16 protein-coding genes and 1 pseudogene are annotated in these 18,445 nt (G+C 73.5%); 8 read left to right on the top strand and 9 right to left on the bottom strand.

The genetic code is table 11. The annotated features are described in order from the left end of the window. Window positions 1–17 precede the first annotated feature (17 nt). Entirely contained in the window at window positions 18–164 is a 147-nt protein-coding gene (locus ACWC1K_RS14025) for a hypothetical protein (protein WP_450831197.1), read from the bottom strand. A gap of 75 nt (window positions 165–239) precedes the next feature. Next, the gene (locus ACWC1K_RS14020) at window positions 240–998 is read right to left on the bottom strand and encodes a PaaX family transcriptional regulator C-terminal domain-containing protein (RefSeq protein WP_450831196.1); all 759 of its coding nucleotides are present in this window, start codon (window positions 996–998) and stop codon (window positions 240–242) included. A gap of 72 nt (window positions 999–1,070) precedes the next feature. On the opposite strand from ACWC1K_RS14020, the gene ACWC1K_RS14015 reads away from it, so the two are divergent. Further along, complete coding sequence (locus ACWC1K_RS14015; protein ID WP_450831194.1) at window positions 1,071–2,738, top strand: DNA alkylation response protein; 1,668 nt, start codon at window positions 1,071–1,073, stop codon at window positions 2,736–2,738. A gap of 321 nt (window positions 2,739–3,059) precedes the next feature. On the opposite strand, the pseudogene ACWC1K_RS14010 reads toward ACWC1K_RS14015, so the two are convergent. The 4 genes and pseudogenes from ACWC1K_RS14010 to ACWC1K_RS13995 all read right to left on the bottom strand — a co-directional run. Beyond that, window positions 3,060–3,223, bottom strand: a pseudogene (locus tag ACWC1K_RS14010) (alkaline phosphatase family protein); the annotation flags it as partial. A 215-nt stretch (window positions 3,224–3,438) separates the two neighbouring features. Continuing rightward, window positions 3,439–4,662, bottom strand: coding sequence for an MFS transporter (locus ACWC1K_RS14005; RefSeq protein ID WP_450831192.1), 1,224 nt, complete (start codon window positions 4,660–4,662; stop codon window positions 3,439–3,441). A 168-nt stretch (window positions 4,663–4,830) separates the two neighbouring features. Beyond that, window positions 4,831–5,658: an MIP/aquaporin family protein gene (locus ACWC1K_RS14000; protein ID WP_450831191.1), complete on the bottom strand. Its 828-nt coding sequence runs from the start codon at window positions 5,656–5,658 to the stop codon at window positions 4,831–4,833. Window positions 5,659–5,876: 218 nt separating this feature from the next. Continuing rightward, window positions 5,877–6,461: an Rv1733c family protein gene (locus ACWC1K_RS13995; protein ID WP_450831189.1), complete on the bottom strand. Its 585-nt coding sequence runs from the start codon at window positions 6,459–6,461 to the stop codon at window positions 5,877–5,879. Between the two features lie 280 nt (window positions 6,462–6,741). Between ACWC1K_RS13995 and ACWC1K_RS13990 the strand changes: the two genes are divergently transcribed. The 4 genes from ACWC1K_RS13990 to ACWC1K_RS13975 all read left to right on the top strand — a co-directional run bounded on the left by ACWC1K_RS13990 (window position 6,742) and on the right by ACWC1K_RS13975 (window position 10,619). Further along, window positions 6,742–7,827, top strand: a complete 1,086-nt coding sequence (locus ACWC1K_RS13990) for a WD40/YVTN/BNR-like repeat-containing protein (RefSeq protein WP_450831187.1) — start codon at window positions 6,742–6,744, stop codon at window positions 7,825–7,827. 73 nt (window positions 7,828–7,900) lie between these two features. Beyond that, the gene (locus tag ACWC1K_RS13985; RefSeq protein ID WP_450831186.1) at window positions 7,901–8,578 is read left to right on the top strand and encodes a uracil-DNA glycosylase; all 678 of its coding nucleotides are present in this window, start codon (window positions 7,901–7,903) and stop codon (window positions 8,576–8,578) included. Further along, window positions 8,575–9,576 (top strand): N-acetylglucosamine kinase, encoded by a 1,002-nt coding sequence (locus ACWC1K_RS13980; RefSeq protein WP_450831184.1) that lies wholly within the window; start codon window positions 8,575–8,577, stop codon window positions 9,574–9,576. The genes ACWC1K_RS13985 and ACWC1K_RS13980 overlap by 4 nt, the downstream gene beginning before the upstream one ends. 119 nt (window positions 9,577–9,695) lie before the next feature. Further along, window positions 9,696–10,619, top strand: coding sequence for a sirohydrochlorin chelatase (locus ACWC1K_RS13975; protein WP_450831183.1), 924 nt, complete (start codon window positions 9,696–9,698; stop codon window positions 10,617–10,619). 276 nt (window positions 10,620–10,895) lie between these two features. On the opposite strand, the gene ACWC1K_RS13970 is transcribed toward ACWC1K_RS13975, so the two are convergent. Beyond that, window positions 10,896–11,930 carry a lactonase family protein gene (locus ACWC1K_RS13970; protein WP_450831181.1) on the bottom strand — a complete coding sequence of 345 codons (1,035 nt, stop codon included), beginning with the start codon at window positions 11,928–11,930 and terminating at the stop codon, window positions 10,896–10,898. A 148-nt stretch (window positions 11,931–12,078) separates the two neighbouring features. Beyond that, window positions 12,079–13,569 (bottom strand): FUSC family protein, encoded by a 1,491-nt coding sequence (locus ACWC1K_RS13965; protein WP_450831180.1) that lies wholly within the window; start codon window positions 13,567–13,569, stop codon window positions 12,079–12,081. Between the two features lie 194 nt (window positions 13,570–13,763). On the opposite strand from ACWC1K_RS13965, the gene ACWC1K_RS13960 reads away from it, so the two are divergent. Both ACWC1K_RS13960 and ACWC1K_RS13955 read left to right on the top strand, forming a co-directional pair. After that, entirely contained in the window at window positions 13,764–14,240 is a 477-nt protein-coding gene (locus ACWC1K_RS13960) for an Lrp/AsnC family transcriptional regulator (RefSeq protein ID WP_030931193.1), read from the top strand. After that, the gene (locus ACWC1K_RS13955) at window positions 14,237–14,626 is read left to right on the top strand and encodes a hypothetical protein (RefSeq protein ID WP_450831179.1); all 390 of its coding nucleotides are present in this window, start codon (window positions 14,237–14,239) and stop codon (window positions 14,624–14,626) included. The genes ACWC1K_RS13960 and ACWC1K_RS13955 overlap by 4 nt, the downstream gene beginning before the upstream one ends. Here ACWC1K_RS13955 and ACWC1K_RS13950 read toward each other — a convergent pair. Then, window positions 14,617–15,249 (bottom strand): TetR/AcrR family transcriptional regulator, encoded by a 633-nt coding sequence (locus tag ACWC1K_RS13950; RefSeq protein ID WP_450831177.1) that lies wholly within the window; start codon window positions 15,247–15,249, stop codon window positions 14,617–14,619. The genes ACWC1K_RS13955 and ACWC1K_RS13950 overlap by 10 nt on opposite strands. A gap of 87 nt (window positions 15,250–15,336) precedes the next feature. Here ACWC1K_RS13950 and ACWC1K_RS13945 point away from each other — a divergent pair, with 87 nt between their 5' ends. Further along, window positions 15,337–18,438, top strand: coding sequence for a carboxyl transferase domain-containing protein (locus tag ACWC1K_RS13945; protein WP_450831176.1), 3,102 nt, complete (start codon window positions 15,337–15,339; stop codon window positions 18,436–18,438). The last annotated feature ends 7 nt before the right edge of the window (window positions 18,439–18,445 follow it).

Below are 18,445 nucleotides of genomic sequence, written 5' to 3'. Positions count from 1 at the left end.
AGGCGGGGCGCGGCTGATCACTTCGCATCCACCGCGGTCCCGAAGATCACGGCGGCCGGGGCCGCGCTGTTGCCCGTGTGGCTCGCCCGGTAGCCGGTGGTGACGCTCGTGCCCGGGGCGAGTGTGCCGTTGATCGTCGTCGTGCCGGTGTTGGTGATCGTCACGGAGGTGGTGGGCTCGGCGGTGGGACCGGCCGTGCGAAGCGCACCCGCGCGGCGCTTCGTACGGCCGCCGTGGTCTCAGGTTCCGGTCGATCCAGTGCCGATCGACCGGGTGATCTCACCCTGGTACGCCGCGTACGCGGCACGCAGCGTGGCGCCCGGCCAGTCCTCGGGAAGGAGTTCGCGCGGCAGCACGGGGTCGGCGAGCAAGTGGCGGACGACCGCGGCGAAGGCGGTGAAGCGGTCGGCGGGGCGGTGTGCCCCGGCCACATGGGCCAGCAGGGACCGGGCCGTGGCCGCCCAGGCGTCCAACGGCCACAATTGCGCGGCCAGTTCACGCGCGGGTCGGTCGGGGCGGGCGGTGTAGGACTGGGCCACCTGCTCCAGGTCGTCCGGCAGGGGGCGGCTGAGGTTGGCGGGGCGCAGCCAGACGCCCTCGCGCAGTTCGGCCAGGCGCAGGGCGGTCAAGCGGGTGCGCAGGTCGGCGCGTTCGGCGGGGCCGCGGCCCGTCGCCGTGATCACCACCATCTCCCAGTCGCCGTGCCATCCGCGCGTGCGGGCCTCCACCGCCTCGTCCTGACGGCGCTGGCGGGCCAGCAGGCGGTCGCTGAGCCGGTAGACGGCGTCGGTGCGCCGCAGGTCACCGGCGGCCACCATCCGGCTGAGCGCGGCACGCAGCGTGGAGCCGCCGACGCCGAAGGGCTCCACCGCACGGACGAGCTCCTTCACCGGAAGCTCCGGCGGATGCGTGCCCAGCAGCAGGCTCAGCACGACCGACCGCGCGGACAGCGGCGGCAGGTCGACCTCGCCGGGCTGCGCCGCCATGTTCATCCGCATGGGCAGGTACTGTACGTGCGCACGCCTTGTTGCATCATTGCTACGGTCGCAGAAAAGGTGCAACATGGCTGCATGGTCTCGACACCCGCGCCCGCGCAGCCCCGCCGGCAGTACGCCACGCACGACGTCACCAACCAGCCGCCCGCCCTGACGCCGTACGACGCCTCCGAGGACAGGGCCCTGCTGGAGGGCCTGCGCCGGGAGGGCGCCGGCTGGGCCGAGGAGGACATCCGGCGGCTCGGCCTGCGGGCGGGAAGCGCCGAGGCGCAGGAGTGGGCCGAGCAGGCCAACGTCCACGAGCCGGTGCTGCGCACGCACGACCGCTATGGCAACCGCATCGACGAGGTCGACTTCCACCCCAGCTGGCACCATCTGATGCGGGCCGCGGTCGCCGAGGGACTGGCCGCCACACCGTGGGCGGAGGACCGGCCCGGCGCCCATGTCGCGCGCACCGCGGGCGGGCTGGTGTGGGGGCACACCGACGCCGGGCACGGCTGCCCCACCTCGATGACGTACGCGGCCGTACCAGCCCTGCGCGCCCAGCCCGAGCTCGCGAAGATCTACGAACCCCTGCTGACCAGCCGGGAGTACGAGCCGGGGCTGCGGGTGCCGACCGAGAAACGCGGGCTGCTCGCCGGCATGGGGATGACCGAGAAGCAGGGCGGCTCAGACGTCCGTACGAACACGACCACGGCGTGGCCGACCGCCGAGCCGGGCGTGTACCAGCTGCGCGGGCACAAGTGGTTCACGTCGGCGCCGATGTGCGACGTCTTCCTGGTGCTCGCACAGGCTCCGGAGGGCCTGTCGTGCTTCCTGGTGCCGCGGATCCTGCCGGACGGGAGCCGCAACACCTTCCGCATCCAGCGGCTCAAGGACAAGCTGGGCAACCGGTCCAACGCCTCCTCGGAACCGGAGTTCGACGGGACGGTGGGCTGGCTGGTCGGGCCGGAGGGCCGCGGCGTCAGGACGATCATCGAGATGGTCAACTGCACCCGGCTCGACTGCGTGATGATGTCGGCGACGCTGATGCGCAAGACGCTCGTCGAGGCGGGACACCATGTGCGCCACCGCAGCGCGTTCGGGGCCCGGCTTGTCGACCAGCCGCTGATGCGCAACGTGCTGGCGGACCTGGCGCTGGAGTCCGAGGCGGCCACCACTGTCACCCTGCGGCTGGCGGGCGCCGCGGACCGGGCGGTGCGCGGGGACGCGGGCGAGGCCGCGTTCCGGCGGATCGCGACCGCCGTCGGCAAGTACTGGGTCACCAAGCGGGGCCCGGCCTTCACCGCGGAGGCCCTGGAGTGCCTCGGCGGCAACGGCTATGTGGAGGAGTCGGGCATGCCCCGCCACTACCGCGAGGCCCCACTGCTGTCGATCTGGGAGGGCTCCGGGAACGTCAACGCCCTGGACGTCCTGCGGGCGTTGAGGCGTGAGCCCGGAACCGCGCAGGCCCTTTTCGACGAGCTCGCCCTGGCGCGGGGCGCGGACCACCGACTGGATACGGCCGTGGTCCGGCTGGAGGGCCTGCTGACCACCGGATCCGAGTCCGGCGCCCGACGCCTGGTGGAGCTGATGGCGCTGACCCTGCAGGCCTCCCTCCTGGTCCGGCACGCCCCGCCCGCCGTCGCCGACGCCTTCTGCGCGACCCGGCTGGGCGGCGACTGGGGACATGCCTTCGGCACACTGCCGGACGCCGCCGATCTGGACGCCGTACTGGAGCGGGCGCTGCCGGGCGGGAGGTGAGCCGACGCGGTAGCCGTGGCGCGACGGAAGTGCCGTCGGCCGGGCTCCTCGCAGGTGGGACGCCGTCGCACTACGGGTCGGGCGGGTGAACCCTGGCCGGATTCTGGCTCTTCCTCCGGCCAGGAACCGGTCAGGAACGCTGTCGCGGTCCGCCGGCCTGCTCAGGATCATTCGGCGCCGACTCGTTCGTACGACATCCAGGAGGGCCGGCACGCCCGGCACCGCATCCGGTCCACCCCCTCGCCGAACCCGGCGGCACGCAGCTGTCGAGGTCACGTCCGCCGCCTGTGGCCGCGGCCGGCCCCGTCCCGAACCCGGCCGTCCGGAGCGCCGGTCGAAGCAGGCGTCACCGGTGCGGCCGGTGTGCCAGTTGTTCTCGAACTGAACCTGGTGATCGACGCCTGCTCGGTTGGCGGTGTGGTCGATCGAGTTGACCTTTCTGTAGGGGGGGAGATGACCAGCAGTGGCTGACGGGTGCCGGGCCAGCCTGTTGCAGGTGCCGCTGAACACGGACGGCTCGGTCAAGTCCGTCAAGGGCATCCCGCACCACAGCGGGACGGTCGCCGCCGCATCCGCCCAGGGCGCCTACCCGCCCCATGTGCAGAACCTCCAGGCGCAGAACGTCGCCGACACCGCGTTCGCTGCACCGCCGCAAGCGGCGCGTCGGGCACGCAGTCCGCCAGAAGAGTCTGCGCGCTTTTCAGGAGCTGCGCCCCGGACGGGTGACGGCGAGCAGGGTCAGCGCCAGGGCCTGGACGGCCACGGTGACGATGATCAGCGCCGGGATCGAGCGGGCGTACAGGGCTCCCGCGAGGATGCCGCCGACCAGGGTGGCCGCGCCCATCACGGCGGCGAACAGGCCGTAGGCGGTGGCGCGGCGCCCGGGCGGGACCAGGTCGGCGACGGTGGCCCGCAGGGTCGACTCCTGTACGCCCATGGCGGCGCCCCACAGCAGTGCGCCGGCCACGGTCAGGGCGACGGTGTCGGTGAAGGCGAGCAGGGGCACGCCGGCGGCGAGGACGGGCAGTACGGCCAGGGTGCGGGCGCCGTACCGGTCGTAGGCCCAGCCGGTGGCCAGCGCGGCGAGCGCGTCGACGCCCATGGCGGCGGCGTACAGCACCGGCACCGCGGCGGTGGGCAGCAACTGCCGCTGGACCAGGTGGTAGGAGAGCACACCGAAGGTCGCGAACCCGGCCAGCGTCGCGGCTGTGAACGCGGCATACACCCAGAAGGTGCGCGGCAGCCGCGCCCTGTCCTGATGTCCCGCCGCGGCCGTGGTGTCCGGTTCGGGTTCGTAGGCGGCCGGATCCGGCACCCGGTGGCGCAGCCACACCAGCAGGGCCAGTACGGCGACCCCGGGGGCGGCCAGGACGCCCAGCGCGGGCGCGTAGTCGTCGCCGGTCGCGGCCAGCACCCCGGCCACGACCAGGGGGCCGATCAGCGCTCCGATCTGGTCCATCGCCTCGTGGACGGCGAAGCCGCGGCCGCGCCCGGTGGCGGCAGTCGCGTGCGACAGAAGCGTGTCCTTGGCCGGTGAGCGCACCGCCTTGCCCACGCGTTCGGCGATGACCAGCGCGCTCGCCACCCACAGCACACCGGCCAGCCCGAGCACCGGCACGGAGACCACCGTGAGTGTGTAGCCGGCGATCGTCCACGCCCAGAAGCGGCGGGTGCGGTCGGTCAGCGGCCCGGAGACCAGCCGCAGTACCAGCGCGGCGGCCTCGCCGACGCCGGTGACCACGCCGACCACCAGGGCGGACGCACCGAGCGAGGCGAGCAGCGGGCCGGTGACGGAACGGGCGCCCTCGTAGACGAAGTCGGCCAGCAGGCTGACCGTGCCGAAGGTGACGACGAACCGCCACGGCCGCATCCCCGGCCCGGCCGCCGCGACCGCCGGCGTGGTCCTGCTGCCCCTCCCGGCCATGCCGTGGCGCTCCTCGCCCGGCGTGCGGGACTTCGTCGCCCTGCGCGAACGGGCGCACACCGCTGCGTACGACGGTAACCGCACTCGTCGGGCCGGGAGCGGCCGGACGGGTGACGGGCCCTCCTGGTGGAGGCCGCCTCCCGCCCGGCTCGATGCGGGCCGTGCCCGCTAGGCCATGTCTTCGCCGTCCGGTGTCGGGATGCGGCCAGGCTCCTGTTCCTCCTCACCGGTCAGGAACTGCGAGATGAAGAACTTGTAGATGGCGGCACCGATCACACCGCCGACCAGCGGCCCGACGATCGGCACCCAGAAGTAGAGGTTGCCGTACTGGTCCCGCCAGGCCGTCCCGTACCCGGTGATGAAGCTGGCGAGCCGCGGCCCGAAGTCACGGGCCGGGTTGATGGCGTAGCCGGCGTCCGTGCCCCAGGCCATGCCGATCGCCACCACCAGGAGACCGATGATGAACGGGGCCATGTTGGCGCCGGGCGGGGTATTGAGCAGGTCGGTGATGGCGAAGATGACCAGGACCAGGATGGCCGTGCCGATCACCTGGTCGCGCAGTGCGCCGAGTTCGCTCACGGGCAGGGCGCCGTTGCCCGGGAGGGTGGAGAAGACGCCCTGTGTCTTGATGGTGTGGCCTGGGTCGGCCTTGGCGAGGACCTCGGTGTAGTTCCAGCGCACCAGCAGCGCGGCGACGAAAGCGCCCGCGGTCTGCGCCACGACGTACGGCCCGACCTTCTTCCACTCGAAGCCCTTGAAGCAGGCCAGGGCCAGGGTGACGGCGGGGTTGATGTGGGCGCCGCTGAGCCGGGCGGCGACGTAGACGCCCATGGTCACGCCGAGGCCCCAGGCCCAGGCGATGCTGTCGTGGTCGCCGATCCCGGCGGCCACGACCTGGGCGACCACACCGCATCCGAAGAGGATCAGGATCATGGTGCCCAGGAACTCCGCCGACAGTTCGCCGACCAGTCCCCTTCTGGAAGTCTGCTCCGCCATGAGGCACCGCCTTCCGCCAGAAATGGTTGTGTCCGCGAGGGTAGTTGTCCGGTGCGGGGCGTCCAGGGGCCCAGCATCAACTGGTGCAACCGCCACCACTTCCGCCATGAGGCAAGGACTGTGCGCGCCGCCTCGTGGGCGTCACCTACGACGATGGCACAGGGAGCCCGTGCCCGCAGCGCGACGCCCTCCGGCAGCCTCGTCGGCAGGCGTCCTCGTCAGCTCGTCTTGCGCCCCCACAGGGGTCCGAAGCGGGCCCATTCCGTGTCCCACTGGGACATGCGGCGCCGTTCCAGTCGGCCGCACAGGACCCGGCCGCCGACGAAGGGCACCGCCGCGGCGCTCATGCCCACCAGGGCGCCGATCAGGGCGGACCGCAGCTGGGCCTGGGCGGCGGTGGCGGGCCTGGAGACCAGCCGGCCCTGCGGGTCGGTCCAGATGGTGACCGCCGTGCCGGCGCTGCTGCCGGGGCCGACCCGGACCTGCCCGGTGTGCCTGGTGCCGTCCGGAGCGGTCCAGCGCACGTTCCCCCACACCCGGTCGCCGCTCGACGTGGAGGGTTGGTCGGAGGCCGTTCCGGGTGCCTTCTCCGTCAGTCGCGCCGCGACCTGCCGCCACTCCACTCGCTCGCGGGCCAGACCGTCCTCGACGGACCTGGTGGCCGTCAGACCGGCCAGCACGCCCACCAGGACGGTGACCAGCCAGGCACCGAGAACGACCCACGCCTCCACCGCGTCGGCGCGACGCCGCAGCGGATTGCGCCGCCAGCGCCACAGCCACACCTTCGGACCACGGAACGCCATCGAAGGCATCCTCCTCATGAGCGCACGATCATCCGGAACCTCCCTCCCATACGGGCGAAGGCCGCCGGATGCTCAGGTCGACTCCACCGACTCGACGGTCGCACGCGTCACGCCGCGCGCGCAGGCGTCTTGGCGAACGGGCCGGATATCACCGCTCGAGGCGCCGACACTGCTCTGACCTGTGGTGATACCGATCCCAGAGGTGACTGTCAGTGGCGGGGTGCAGACTGGCCGGTGTCTGGGACAGAGCCGTCACAGACACCAGCGGAGGTGATGCGGCATGACCGAGGTACTGCTCGCCGTGGGCACGCGCAAAGGCCTGTTCATCGGGCGTCGGCGAGGTGGCGCATGGGAGTTCGACGAGACTCCTTACTTCAACGCGCAGGCCGTGTACTCGGTCGCGATCGACACCCGCGGCGACCGGCCGCGTCTGCTGGCCGGCGGCGACAGCGCCCACTGGGGCCCGTCCGTCTTCCACTCCGACGACCTGGGGCACACCTGGACCGAACCGGCCCGCCCGGCCGTCAAGTTCCCCAAGGACACGGGTGCCTCCCTGGAGCGGGTGTGGCAGCTGCACCCGGCGGCCGCCGAACAGGACGTGGTGTACGCGGGCACGGAGCCGGCCGCGCTGTACCGCTCCGAGGACAGAGGGGAGACCTTCGAGCTGGTGCGCCCCCTGTGGGAGCATCCCACCCGCTCGAAGTGGGTACCGGGCGGCGGCGGTGAGGGCCTGCACACCGTGCTCACCGACCAGCGCGACCCGCGGTCGGTGACGGTCGCGGTCTCGACGGCGGGGGTGTTCAGGACCAGTGACGGCGGGGCGAGTTGGGCACCGTCCAACTCCGGTGTCTCCGCGGTGTTCCTGCCCGATCCGAACCCGGAGTTCGGGCAGTGCGTGCACAAGGTCGCGCGGGACGCGGCCAACCCGGACCGGCTGTATCTGCAGAACCACTGGGGCGTGTACCGCAGCGACGACGCGGGCGGGCACTGGAGCGACATCGGCGAAGGCCTGCCGTCCACCTTCGGCTTCGCCGCGGCCGCCCACCCCCACCGCGGCGACACGGCGTATGTGTTCCCGATCAACGCGGACGCGGACCGGGTGCCCGCCGGCCACCGCTGCCGGGTCTTCCGCACGGCCGACGCGGGCAAGACCTGGGAGCCGTTGTCGGCGGGCCTGCCACAGGAGGACCACTACGGCACGGTGCTGCGCGACGCGCTGTGCACCGACGACGCGGACCCCGCGGGGGTGTACTTCGGCAACCGCAACGGCGAGGTCTACGCATCGGCCGACGACGGCGACAGCTGGCGGCAGTTGGCCTCGCATCTGCCGGATGTGCTGTGCGTGCGGGCCGCGGTGATCGGATGACCGCTGCGGGGGGAGCGCACGGCCTTGGCCACCGGTTGATCTCCGCTGCCCGTACGGCAGTAGGGTGACGCCCGTGGCACCACGACCGTTGCATGAAATCGTCGAAGCAGGCTGGGCGAAGGCCCTGGAACCGGTGGCCGGACGGATCGCCGCGATGGGGGACTTCCTGCGCGCGGAGATCTCCGCGGGGCGCACCTATCTTCCGGCCGGAGCGAATGTTCTGCGGGCCTTCCAGCAACCCTTCGACGACGTACGCGTCCTGATCGTCGGCCAGGATCCGTATCCGACACCCGGGCACGCCGTGGGGCTGTCGTTCTCGGTGGCGCCCGAGGTGCGTCCGCTGCCGGGCAGTCTCATCAACATCTACCGGGAGCTGAACACCGATCTGGGCCTGCCCCAGCCCTCCAACGGTGATCTGACGCCGTGGACGCAGCAGGGCGTGCTGCTGCTCAACAGGGCGCTCACCACCGCGCCGCGCAAGCCGGCCGCGCACCGCGGGAAGGGCTGGGAGGAGGTCACCGAGCAGGCCATTCGCGCCCTGGCCGAACGCGGCAAGCCTCTGGTGTCCATCCTGTGGGGCCGGGACGCCCGCAATCTGCGCCCGCTGCTCGGCAGCCTCCCGTCGGTGGAGTCCGCCCATCCGTCCCCGATGTCGGCCGACCGCGGCTTCTTCGGCTCGCGTCCCTTCAGCCGGGCCAACGACCTGCTGGTCAGACAGGGCGGACAGCCGGTGGACTGGCGCCTGCCGTGAGCGGCGCGGGGGACGAGGCGCGGGCGGGCGCGACCGGAATCCTCGCGGTCGACTCGGGGGGCTCGGGTCTGCGGGTCGTCGTCAGGCGTACGGACGGTGGTCCGCCGGCCCAGCGGGAGTCCCGGGAGCCGGTGCGCACCGGAGCCCAGGGGATCGATCCGGGGCATCTCATGGCTCAACTCGTGCCGATGGTGCGGGAGTTGACTGCCGAGACCGGGGTCTTGGCACTGAGCGCGGCTGCGGTGGGTGCCGCCGGGCTCGCCTCCCTGGGCGATGCCCTGCGTGCCGAACTCCCTGGTGCGCTGGGGCGGGAGTTCGGCATCCGCTCCCTCGCCCTCGCCGCCGACGCCGTCACCGCCTATGTCGGCGCCCTCGGTCCACGCCCCGGTGCCGTGGTCGCGGCCGGGACGGGTCTGATCGCCATCGGTACCGACCTGACGCGCTGGCGCCGCGCGGACGGCTGGGGGCATCTGCTGGGCGACTGCGGCAGCGGGGCCTGGATCGGGCGGGCCGGGCTGGAGGCGGCCCTGCGCGCGTACGACGGAAGACCGGGCGGTTCGCGCGGGCTGCTGGCCCGCGCCGAGGAGATGTTCGGCCCGATGCCGGGGCTGCCGGGGCGGCTCTACCCGCGCCAGGACCGGCCCGCCGTGCTCGCCTCCTTCGCGCCCCGGGTGGCCGGCTGCGCCGAGGACGACCCGGTCGCCGCGGGCATTCTGCGCGCGGCGGCCCGGCACATGGCGGAGTCGGCGGCCGCGGTCTGCCCGTCCGCGGGCGATGCTCAAGTGGCGGTCACGGGCGGTCTGTTCAAGATGGGGGATCTTCTGCTCGTCCCCCTGCTGGAAGAGCTGTCGCGGCGGCTGCCGCACGCGCCGCTGGTGCCGGCCGCCGGCGATCCGCTGGCGGGCTCGGTACGTATCGCCGACGATCTCGCGGCCGGAACGCTCACTCTCCCGGGTGATGAGGCGATGCTGAGCGTGATGACCGGCGACGACGCCTGATCTCCGTACGCCCCAAGCCGCTGATCCGTATGTAACTCATCAGACAAAATGGGACAGAAACCGCTCACCTGCACCCTCCCCGAACAGGGGAGCCCAGGAAGCCAGTAACATGCGTCGCCATGAGCTCCCCCACTGGGCCCGCGTCCGGCCTGCCAGTACGAATGCCGCGACCTCGCCAGCCCGGGCGGCACCGCCGACCCGAGCCGCTGGCGGCTCCTGAGGGCGCGCCCGCGCTCGTCCTCGCGGTGCCGGGCACTCCCGGCGCCCCCACGCGCAGCCTCGCCGAGGAGGTCGTGAGCATCGCCCGCTCCGAGCTGCCCGGCCTCGATGCGCGGATCGGGTACCTGGACGGGGACGAGGCGGAGTTCCCCACGCTGCAGGCCGTGCTCGCGCACGCCGCCGAGGAGCGTGCCGCCCGCTTCGAGCAGGCCCGGGCCGCCGGCCTGGACGTCAAGGAGCCGGACGGCCCCGTCGCCGTCGTCGTTCCGCTGCTGGCCGGCCCCGACGGCGCGCTGCTGCGCCGTATCCGGCAGGCCGTGATGGACAGCCGCGTCGCGGCCGACCTGACGGACGTGCTGGGCCCCCACCCGCTGCTCGCCGAGGCGCTGCACGTGCGCCTGTCGGAGGCCGGTCTGGCCCGCGCCGACCGCGCCCGCCTGTTCACCGTGGCGACCGCGGCGGACGGCATCATCCTGGCCTCGGTCGGCGGTGACGAGGCCGTTCAGGCGGCCGGGATCACCGGCATGCTGCTCGCCGCGCGTCTGGCCGTGCCGGTGATGGCGGCGGCCCTGGACCAGGACGGCTCGATCGCGGCCGTCGCCGAGCAGCTGCGCGGCTCGGGCTCGCAGCAGCTGGCGCTCGCGCCGTATCTGATAGGACCGGAGATCGACGCGGGCCTGATCGAGGAGGCGGCCAAGGAGGCAGGCTGCTCCGCCGCCGAGGCGCTCGGCCCCTACCCGGCGATCGGCAAGCTGGCGCTGGCCAAGTACACGACGGCCCTGGGGATCGCTCCGCCGCAGCCGCAGGGGACGCCGGTGCGCTGAGGCGTACGGCAGCTCCGCTGCTCGACCCACGCCGAAGGGCCCGCTCCACGCATCGGAGCGGGCCCTTCGGCGTGCGCCGGGCTGCCAGGCGCTCCGGGGGCTGAGCCGGTCTGCGTCACCGCCGTGGGGCGATGTGCCGTCGATCGTCTGCGGCGCCGTCGTGGCCGGTCGCGCCCATGCGGCGGAGCCGCACATCGACACAGCCCCGCGCCCTTCGGGGCGCGGCCCACTGCCAGACCCGCCCGGCCTGCTCGGACCCGCCGCTCGCGTGTGCGTTCAGGCGAAGATCACGCAGGACGCGGCCGGAACCGCGAGGGCGCCCTCGTAGCGCGGCAGACCCGTGGACGGGTCGAGGGCGAACCAGGTCACCTCGCCGGAGCGTTCGTTGGCGACGTAGAGGAATCCTCCCGACTCGGCGATCGCGCGGGGCCAGTGGCCGCCGCACGGGACCGTGCCGATCAGCTGCAACTCGTCCCCGTCGACGGCGAAGGTGGACAGGACGTCCTCGCCTCGGGTGGCGGTCCACACGAAGCGGCCGTCGGGGGAGGCGACGATGCCGGACGGGTAGGCGTCGCCGGTCGGCGCGTCGCGCAGGACATGCCGCTCGGTGAGCGGCACCAGGGAGCCCTCGCCTGCGTCCCAGCGGCAGACGGTGAGGGTCGGGGTGAGTTCGTTGAGGACGTACGCGCGCGTGCCGTCCGGGTGGAAGGCCAGGTGGCGCGGTCCGGAGCCGGGCCGCAGGGCGATCTCCCGGTGCACTTCGAGGCGGCCGCCGGTCAGCGTGCACACCCGGACCGAGTCCGTGCCGAGGTCGACGCTGACGGCCCACCGCCCGGTCGGGTCGGGCTGCACCTGGTGGGCGTGCGGCCCCTGCTGGCGCAGGGTGTGCGGACCCGAGCCCTTGTGCTGGAGGACATCGGACGCGGCGCCGGCGAGGGTGCCGTCGGAGCGGACGGGCACGGCGGTGACGCTGCCGGAGCCGTAGTTGGCGGTCAGGACGTGGCCGGCGAACACGCTGAGGTGCGTGGGGCTGTTCCCGCCGACCGGGACCGGCGCGCCTGCCTTCTCCGGCCGGTCCCCCGTCACCCGGTACGCGGCCACCGCGCCCTCGGCGGTCTCACTGACCGCGTAGAGGGTCCGCCCGTCGGGTGCCGGTGCCAGGTAGGAGGGGTCGGGCACGCCGTCCACGCTGCTCAGTGGGGTCAGCGCACCGCTGTCCGGAGCCACGGCCGCGGTCACGATCCCGGGGCCTCCCGCCGCCGTGAACGACCCGATGAAGGCCCGCCGTCGCCGCCCGCCGCCGTCTGTCACCGCTGTCCCCTCTCGGTTCTGTGCCGTCGGGGCGACGTTAGCAGTCGATCACCAGCGGTCTAGACCATACGCGGGGTATGTGACCGGGCCGCAACCGAAGCGCCTGCCCTCGCCGCGGCCCCGGCGAGGGCCTGCCCTGGGCAGGGGCTCACGCCCCGACGAGCGGCGACCCCGACGGTGTCCGCAGCGGGGCGGCCAGTTCCGCGAGGGCCCGTTCCAGGCCGTGGAGGTGGGCCAGGGCCGGTTCCGTGGCGGGTGGCTCGGGGGCGGCCGTGACGTGCTCGCCGCCGCCCGTGAGTGCCTCCACCGCCGCCTCCACGCGCCAGCAGGCGGCTGCCAGCCGGGCGTCGTGGGAGGCCTCCGGGTCGGCGGCGACGGCGACCAGGCCGCGGGTCTCGCGGGCGCAGTCGTCGAGCAGGTCCAGCACCCGGCGGGCGCGTCGTTTGCGGCCGAGCATCGGGTTGAGCGGGTGGACGAGAGGGGCGACGGACAGCCGTACGCGGCCCAGGAGTTGCTCCAGTTCCGCGATCCGCCGCGCCGGGTCGGCGGCCGTGGAGCCCGCGAGGCGGGCGGCCGCCTCTGCCGTGCACGCGTGGACACAGCGCAGGGCGCGCTGGATCCAGGCGTCGGTGATGGTGTGTGTGGTGACGGGCAGGACGAAGAGCACGGCGAGTACCGCGCCGAGTGCGCCGACGCCGGTCTCCGCGAGGCGCAGGGCGAGCAGGCCGGGGTTCAGCACGCCCAGCAGGCCGTAGAGGAGTTCGGCGAGGAGCGTGACCCAGAGCATCATCCAGGTGTACGACACCGCGGCCGAGTAGAAGATGCCGAAGACGCAGACGGCGAGGAGCGCGGCCGTGGGGAGGGCGGCTCCGTGCAGGGGGACGGCGATCAGCGGGCCGAGGCCGATGCCGATCACCGTGCCGAGGACCCGGCGGAAGCCGCGGACCAGGGTCTCGCCGCGCGAGGCGGTGTTGACGAAGATCCACCAGGTGGCGCCGACGGCCCAGTACCAGCGCTGCCCGGACACCAGCTGGCCCACGACGACCGCGAAGGCCGCGCCCGCGGTTGCCTGGACGGCCTGGCGGGTGGTGACGCGGGCCAGGCCGGCACCGGCGGGCGGGGCAGGCACGGGTGCCGGGGGCAGCTTGGCCTCGTAGCACCACAGGCCGAAGCGGACCGCGGAGGCGCTGAGCACGGACAGCAGGACGGCGGCGTACAGCTCGGGCAGGCGGCCCGTGGTGGCGTGCAGGAACTGCGCCACGAAGAAGGTCATGAACGCGAAGACGCCGAGGCTGTGCCCGCGCGGCCCGAAGCGGCGCGCGTACACGCCCGCGCCGATGACGGCGAGGAAGGCGAGGTCGCGGGCCACCGGATGGTCGTGCAGCCCGGCCGCGGCGGCGAGCACCGGCAGCCCGACGGCGGGCAGCAGCGCGGTGGTGACGGCCTGCCCGCGGACGGTGGGGTCCGTGACGGTGAACAGGGCGAGCAGCGCGGCCAGCCCGCCGGTGACGGCGCCGACGAGGGACAGCCCGGCCAGGGAGCAGCCGACGACCGCGAGCGCGATGCCGAGGACGGCCCGCGCGGCGAAGCGCAGCCGCATCCGGCCCGGATCCGGCGCCACGAACACCCTCTTCAGCACTGCTTCCCACCCCTCGACCCACCGGCATGCAAAAGGCGCCGCGGGGTCCGCAGCGCCATCGACGCGAACATTGCAGCATCAAGGCGTCTGCTGGCTCAAGTGGCCTCGAATATGCTGGACCATTGGCACAGACATATCGGTCTGTCGGCGGCCATGAGCGAGCCAACGGACCATGTACGAGGAGGACGGGCACCATGGCCGTCGACGAGCTCGACACCCGCATCCTGCGGCTGCTGATGGAGCAGCCGCGCACGAGCGTGCGCGAGTACGCCCGGATCCTGGGTGTCGCCCGCGGTACCCTCCAGGCCCGCCTCGACCGGCTGGAGCGGGACGGCGTGATCACCGGAACGGGCCCGACGCTCTCCCCCGCCGCGCTCGGCCACCCGGTGCTCGCCTTCGTGCACATCGAGGTCACGCAGGGGCATCTGGACGACGTGGGTGAGGCGCTGGCCTCCGTGCCGGAGATCGTCGAGGCCTTCTCGATCACCGGCGGCGGCGATCTGCTGACCCGGGTCGTGGCGCGCGACAACGCCCATCTGGAGGACGTGATCCAGAAGCTGATCAGCCTGCCGGGCGTCGTCCGTACCCGCACCGAGGTGGCGCTGCGCGAGCGCGTCCCGCAAAGGCTGCTGCCGCTGGTCGAGTCGATCGGCCGCGCGGCCCGCAAATGAGCGAGGTCCTCGGCCGGTGCGGCCAGGAGCGGCTGCGCCATGCCGGCGGGCCACTCGTCCTCCAGCACGGCCGCGTGTGCGGCTGTACCGGCGAGGGCCTCGGCGAGCACGTCCCGCAACGGCTCGACGGACAGCACCAGTTCTGCGTGAACGGCTCCGAGCCGCAGGATCGCGAGGAAGGCGACCGCGAAGAACGCGCTGTTGGGCAGCTGGACGGCCACACGGTCACCGGGCGCACACCCCGGCTCTCCAGCCATCCCGCCGGCCGGTCGGTGGCGTCGTCGAGTTCGCGGTGGGTGAGCGTCTGCCCCCGGGTGACGGACGCGGGTCGCTCGGGCCTCTCGTGCGCGGTGTCGGGCTGTCTGCGCCGCTTCGACTACCCCTGACGTGTGCGGGCGGCTCCGAGCAGGTGCAGATACATGGCGGTGACCTCGCGTACGGCGTCCTCGTACGTGTCGGGGTACGCGGCGACGCGGCGGGCGAACTCGACGCACATGCCGCCCACCGCGCGGGCCAGTGCGAGAGGTTCGGCGGCCGGGGCGGCCAGGCCGCGGTCGGTGAGGCGGCGGATGTAGCGGGCGTGACGGTGGACGGGCCGTTCGCGGATCTCGTCCCACAGCTGCGCCAAGCCGGGGTCGGTGCGAGCCTGCTGCTCCAGCAGGCCGAGCAGTGGCTGATGTCGGGCGTAGGCGGCGACGAAGGCGCCGATGGACGCCTCGGCGACGGCGTGCGGGTCGTCCGTGTCGACGCCCGGGACCTCCTGCGCGGCGAGGAACGCGTCCCGTACGCGGACCGCCAGGATCCGGAAGATCTCCTCCTTGGAGGCGAAGTACACGTAGAAGCCCGCCCGGGAGACCTCGGCTTCCGCCGTGATGTCGGCGACGGTGGCGGGGCCGAGTCCGAGCCGCGTGAAGACGGCCTCGGCGGCGTCCAGGAGCCGGGCGCGGGCGGGGGCCTCGGTGCGGTCGCGGGCGGTGCGGACCGCCCAGGCCTTGTGTGTGCGTGCCACACCGGGAGCGTATTGACGTTGACGTCAATGTCAATGAGCATGGCGGGGCCGGTCGATGAGGTCCGCCGAGGTCCGTGGAGGGCTCCCATGGGTAGTGCCGCCGTGCTCGTCGCCAACCGCGGGGAGATCGCCGTGCGCGTCCTGCGGGCCGCCTCGGAAGCCGGGCTGCGCTCGGTCGCGGTGTACGCCGAGGGCGACGACGCGCACGCCCGCCTGGCCGACGAGGCCGTCCCGCTGGACGACTACCTCGACGGCGGCGCGCTGCTCGCCGCCGCGCGCACCACCGGCTGCGACTTCCTGCACCCCGGGTACGGCTTCCTGAGCGAGGACGCGGACTTCGCCCGTCGCTGCGCCGACGCGGGGGTCACCTTCGTCGGGCCCACGCCCGAGGTGCTGGCGGTCTTCGGGGACAAGGCGCGGGCGCGTGAGTTCGCCGCCGAGGCGGGGGTTCCCGTGCTCGCCGGGGCCGACGGCCCGGACGGGGCGCGCAAGCTGCTGGCCGCCGGGCCCGTGATGATCAAGGCGGTGGGCGGGGGCGGCGGCCGCGGTATGCGGGTCGTACGGCTGGCAGACGAGCTGGACGAGGCCTGGGAGCGGTGTACCTCGGAGGCCCAACAGGGCTTCGGGCGGGGCGAGTTGTATGCGGAACGGCTGCTGGAGGGCGCCCGGCACATCGAGGTCCAGGTCGTCGGGGACGCGACCGGTGCCGTCACGCATCTGTGGGACCGGGACTGCAGCGCACAGCGCCGCCACCAGAAGGTGATCGAGATCGCCCCCGCTCCCGAACTCCCCGAGGACACCAGGGAGCGGATCCTCGGCGCCGCGCTTCGGATCGCCCACGCCGCCCGCTGTTCGAGCCTGGTCACCTTCGAATTCCTGCTCCGGGGCGAGGAGTTCTGGTTCATCGAGGCCAATCCGCGGCTTCAGGTGGAGCACACGGTCACCGAGGAGGTGACGGGGGTCGATCTGGTGGCCGCGCAGCTGCGCCTGGCGGCCGGGGCCACGCTGGAGGAGCTGGGGCTCGCGGGGCCGCCGGCCGCGCCGCGCGGTTTTGCCGTGCAGGCGCGGGTCGCTGCCGAGGGGGCGGGGCGGATCACGCGGTTCGACCAGCCGTCGGGGCCCGGTGTGCGGGTCGACACGGCGATCCGCGCCGGGGCCGAAGTCGGCGTCCGTTACGACCCGTTGCTCGCCAAGGTGGTCGCGCACGTCCCGGCGGGCGATGCGGAGGCGGCTTGTGCGCGGGCGCGGCGGGCGCTGGGCGAGTTCACGGTGGAGGGGGTGCGGACGGGGATCCCGCTGCTGCGCGAGGTGCTGGCGCGGCCGCGTTTCTGGGCGCACACCGGGGTGGTGGCGGACCTCGCGCAGGCCCACGTCGCTCCCGGGGAGCCAGCTGGTGACGGCACGGTCGTCGCGCCGCTCGGCGGCACCGTCGTCTCCGTCGACGTCTCCCCCGGCGAACCGGTGCGGGCCGGGCAGCAGTTGCTGGTGCTGGAGGCGATGAAGATGGAGCACGTGGTGCGGGCTCCCGGCTCCGCGGTGGTACGGCGGCTGCACGCACGCGTGGGCGAAACGGTCGGCGAGGGCTCCCCGTTGGCCGCCTTGGACGACATCACTGGTGTGCGGGGCGAGGGGCCCGCGGCGGAGCCGGTCGATCCGGATGCCGTGCGCGCGGATCTCGCCGAGGTCCTACGGCGGCACGCGTTCGGCCTCGACGAGAACCGGCCGGAGGCGGTCGCGGGGCGGCACGCTCTCGGCAGGCGCACCGCCCGCGAGAACATCGAGGACCTGTGCGACACCGGCACCTTCACGGAGTTCGGCGCCCTGGCGATCGCAGCCCAGCGCAGGCGCCGCTCGCTGGACGACCTGATCCGGTCGACACCGGCCGACGGCATGGTCACCGGCACGGGGCGGATCAACGGCCGGCCGTGCGTGGCGATGTCGTACGACTACACGGTTCTCGCCGGTACTCAGGGGCTCCAGAACCACCGCAAGACCGATCGGATGCTGGAGCTCGCCGAGGAGCGGCGGCTGCCCGTGGTGCTGTTCGCGGAGGGGGGCGGCGGGCGGCCCGGGGACACCGACACCACGGCCGTCGCGGGCCTCGACGTGACCACCTTCCAGCGGATGGGGCGGCTCAGCGGGCTGGTCCCGCTGGTGGGAATCGTCTCGGGGCGCTGTTTCGCCGGCAATGCGGCGCTGCTCGGCTGCTGCGACGTCGTGATCGCCACGCCCGACGCGACGATCGGGATGGGCGGGCCCGCGATGATCGAGGGCGGCGGCCTCGGCGTGTACCGGCCGGAGGAGGTGGGGCCCCTGTCGGTGCAGGTGCCGAACGGGGTCGTGGACCTCGTGGTCGCCGACGAGGCGGAGGCCGTGCGGGTGGCGCGGCGGTATCTGTCGTACTTCCAAGGGGGGCAGGGCAGTTGGGAGGCGCCTGATCAGCGGCTGCTGCGCCATGTGGTGCCGGAGAACCGGCGGCGGGCCTACGAGGTGCGGGCGGCGGTCACCGGGCTCGCGGACACGGACTCGGTGCTGGAGCTGCGGCGCGAGTTCGGCGTGGGCGTACTGACCTGTCTCGTGCGGATCGAGGGGCGGCCGCTGGGGCTCCTGGCCAGCAACCCGGCGCATCTGGGCGGGGCGATCGACCGGGACGCGGCCGACAAGGCGGCGCGGTTCCTGCAGTTGTGCGACGCGTTCGGGCTGCCGGTCGTCTCGCTGTGCGACACCCCGGGGTTCATGGTCGGCCCGGACGCCGAACGGACCGCCACCGTACGGCACTTCGCGCGGCTGTTCGTGACGGGCGCCCATCTGCGGGTGCCGCTGGTGAGTCTGGTGCTGCGCAAGGCGTACGGGCTCGGTGCGATGGCCATGATGGGCGGCTCGACGCGGGCGCCGCTGGCCACGGCGGCCTGGCCGAGCGGCGAGTTCGGCGGGATGGGTCTTGAGGGCGCGGTGCGGCTCGGCTATCGCAGGGAGCTGGCGGCGATCGCCGACCCGGCCGAGCGTGCGCGTGTCTTCGAGGAGCGGGTCGCCGAGTTGTACGAACGCGGGAAGGCGGTCAACGCGGCGGCCGCGCTGGAGATCGACGCGGTGATCGACCCGGCCGGGTCGCGGGCCTGGATTCTTGCGGCGCTGGAGCGGTGCCCCGTACCGGAGGCAGGGCACCGCCCGTTCGTCGACACCTGGTGAACCGAGG

It is taken from the genome of Streptomyces sp. NPDC001492, assembly GCF_053597275.1.
The sequence above is the reverse complement of the archived record's forward strand: the minus strand, read 5'-3'. Positions and strand labels throughout refer to the sequence as shown.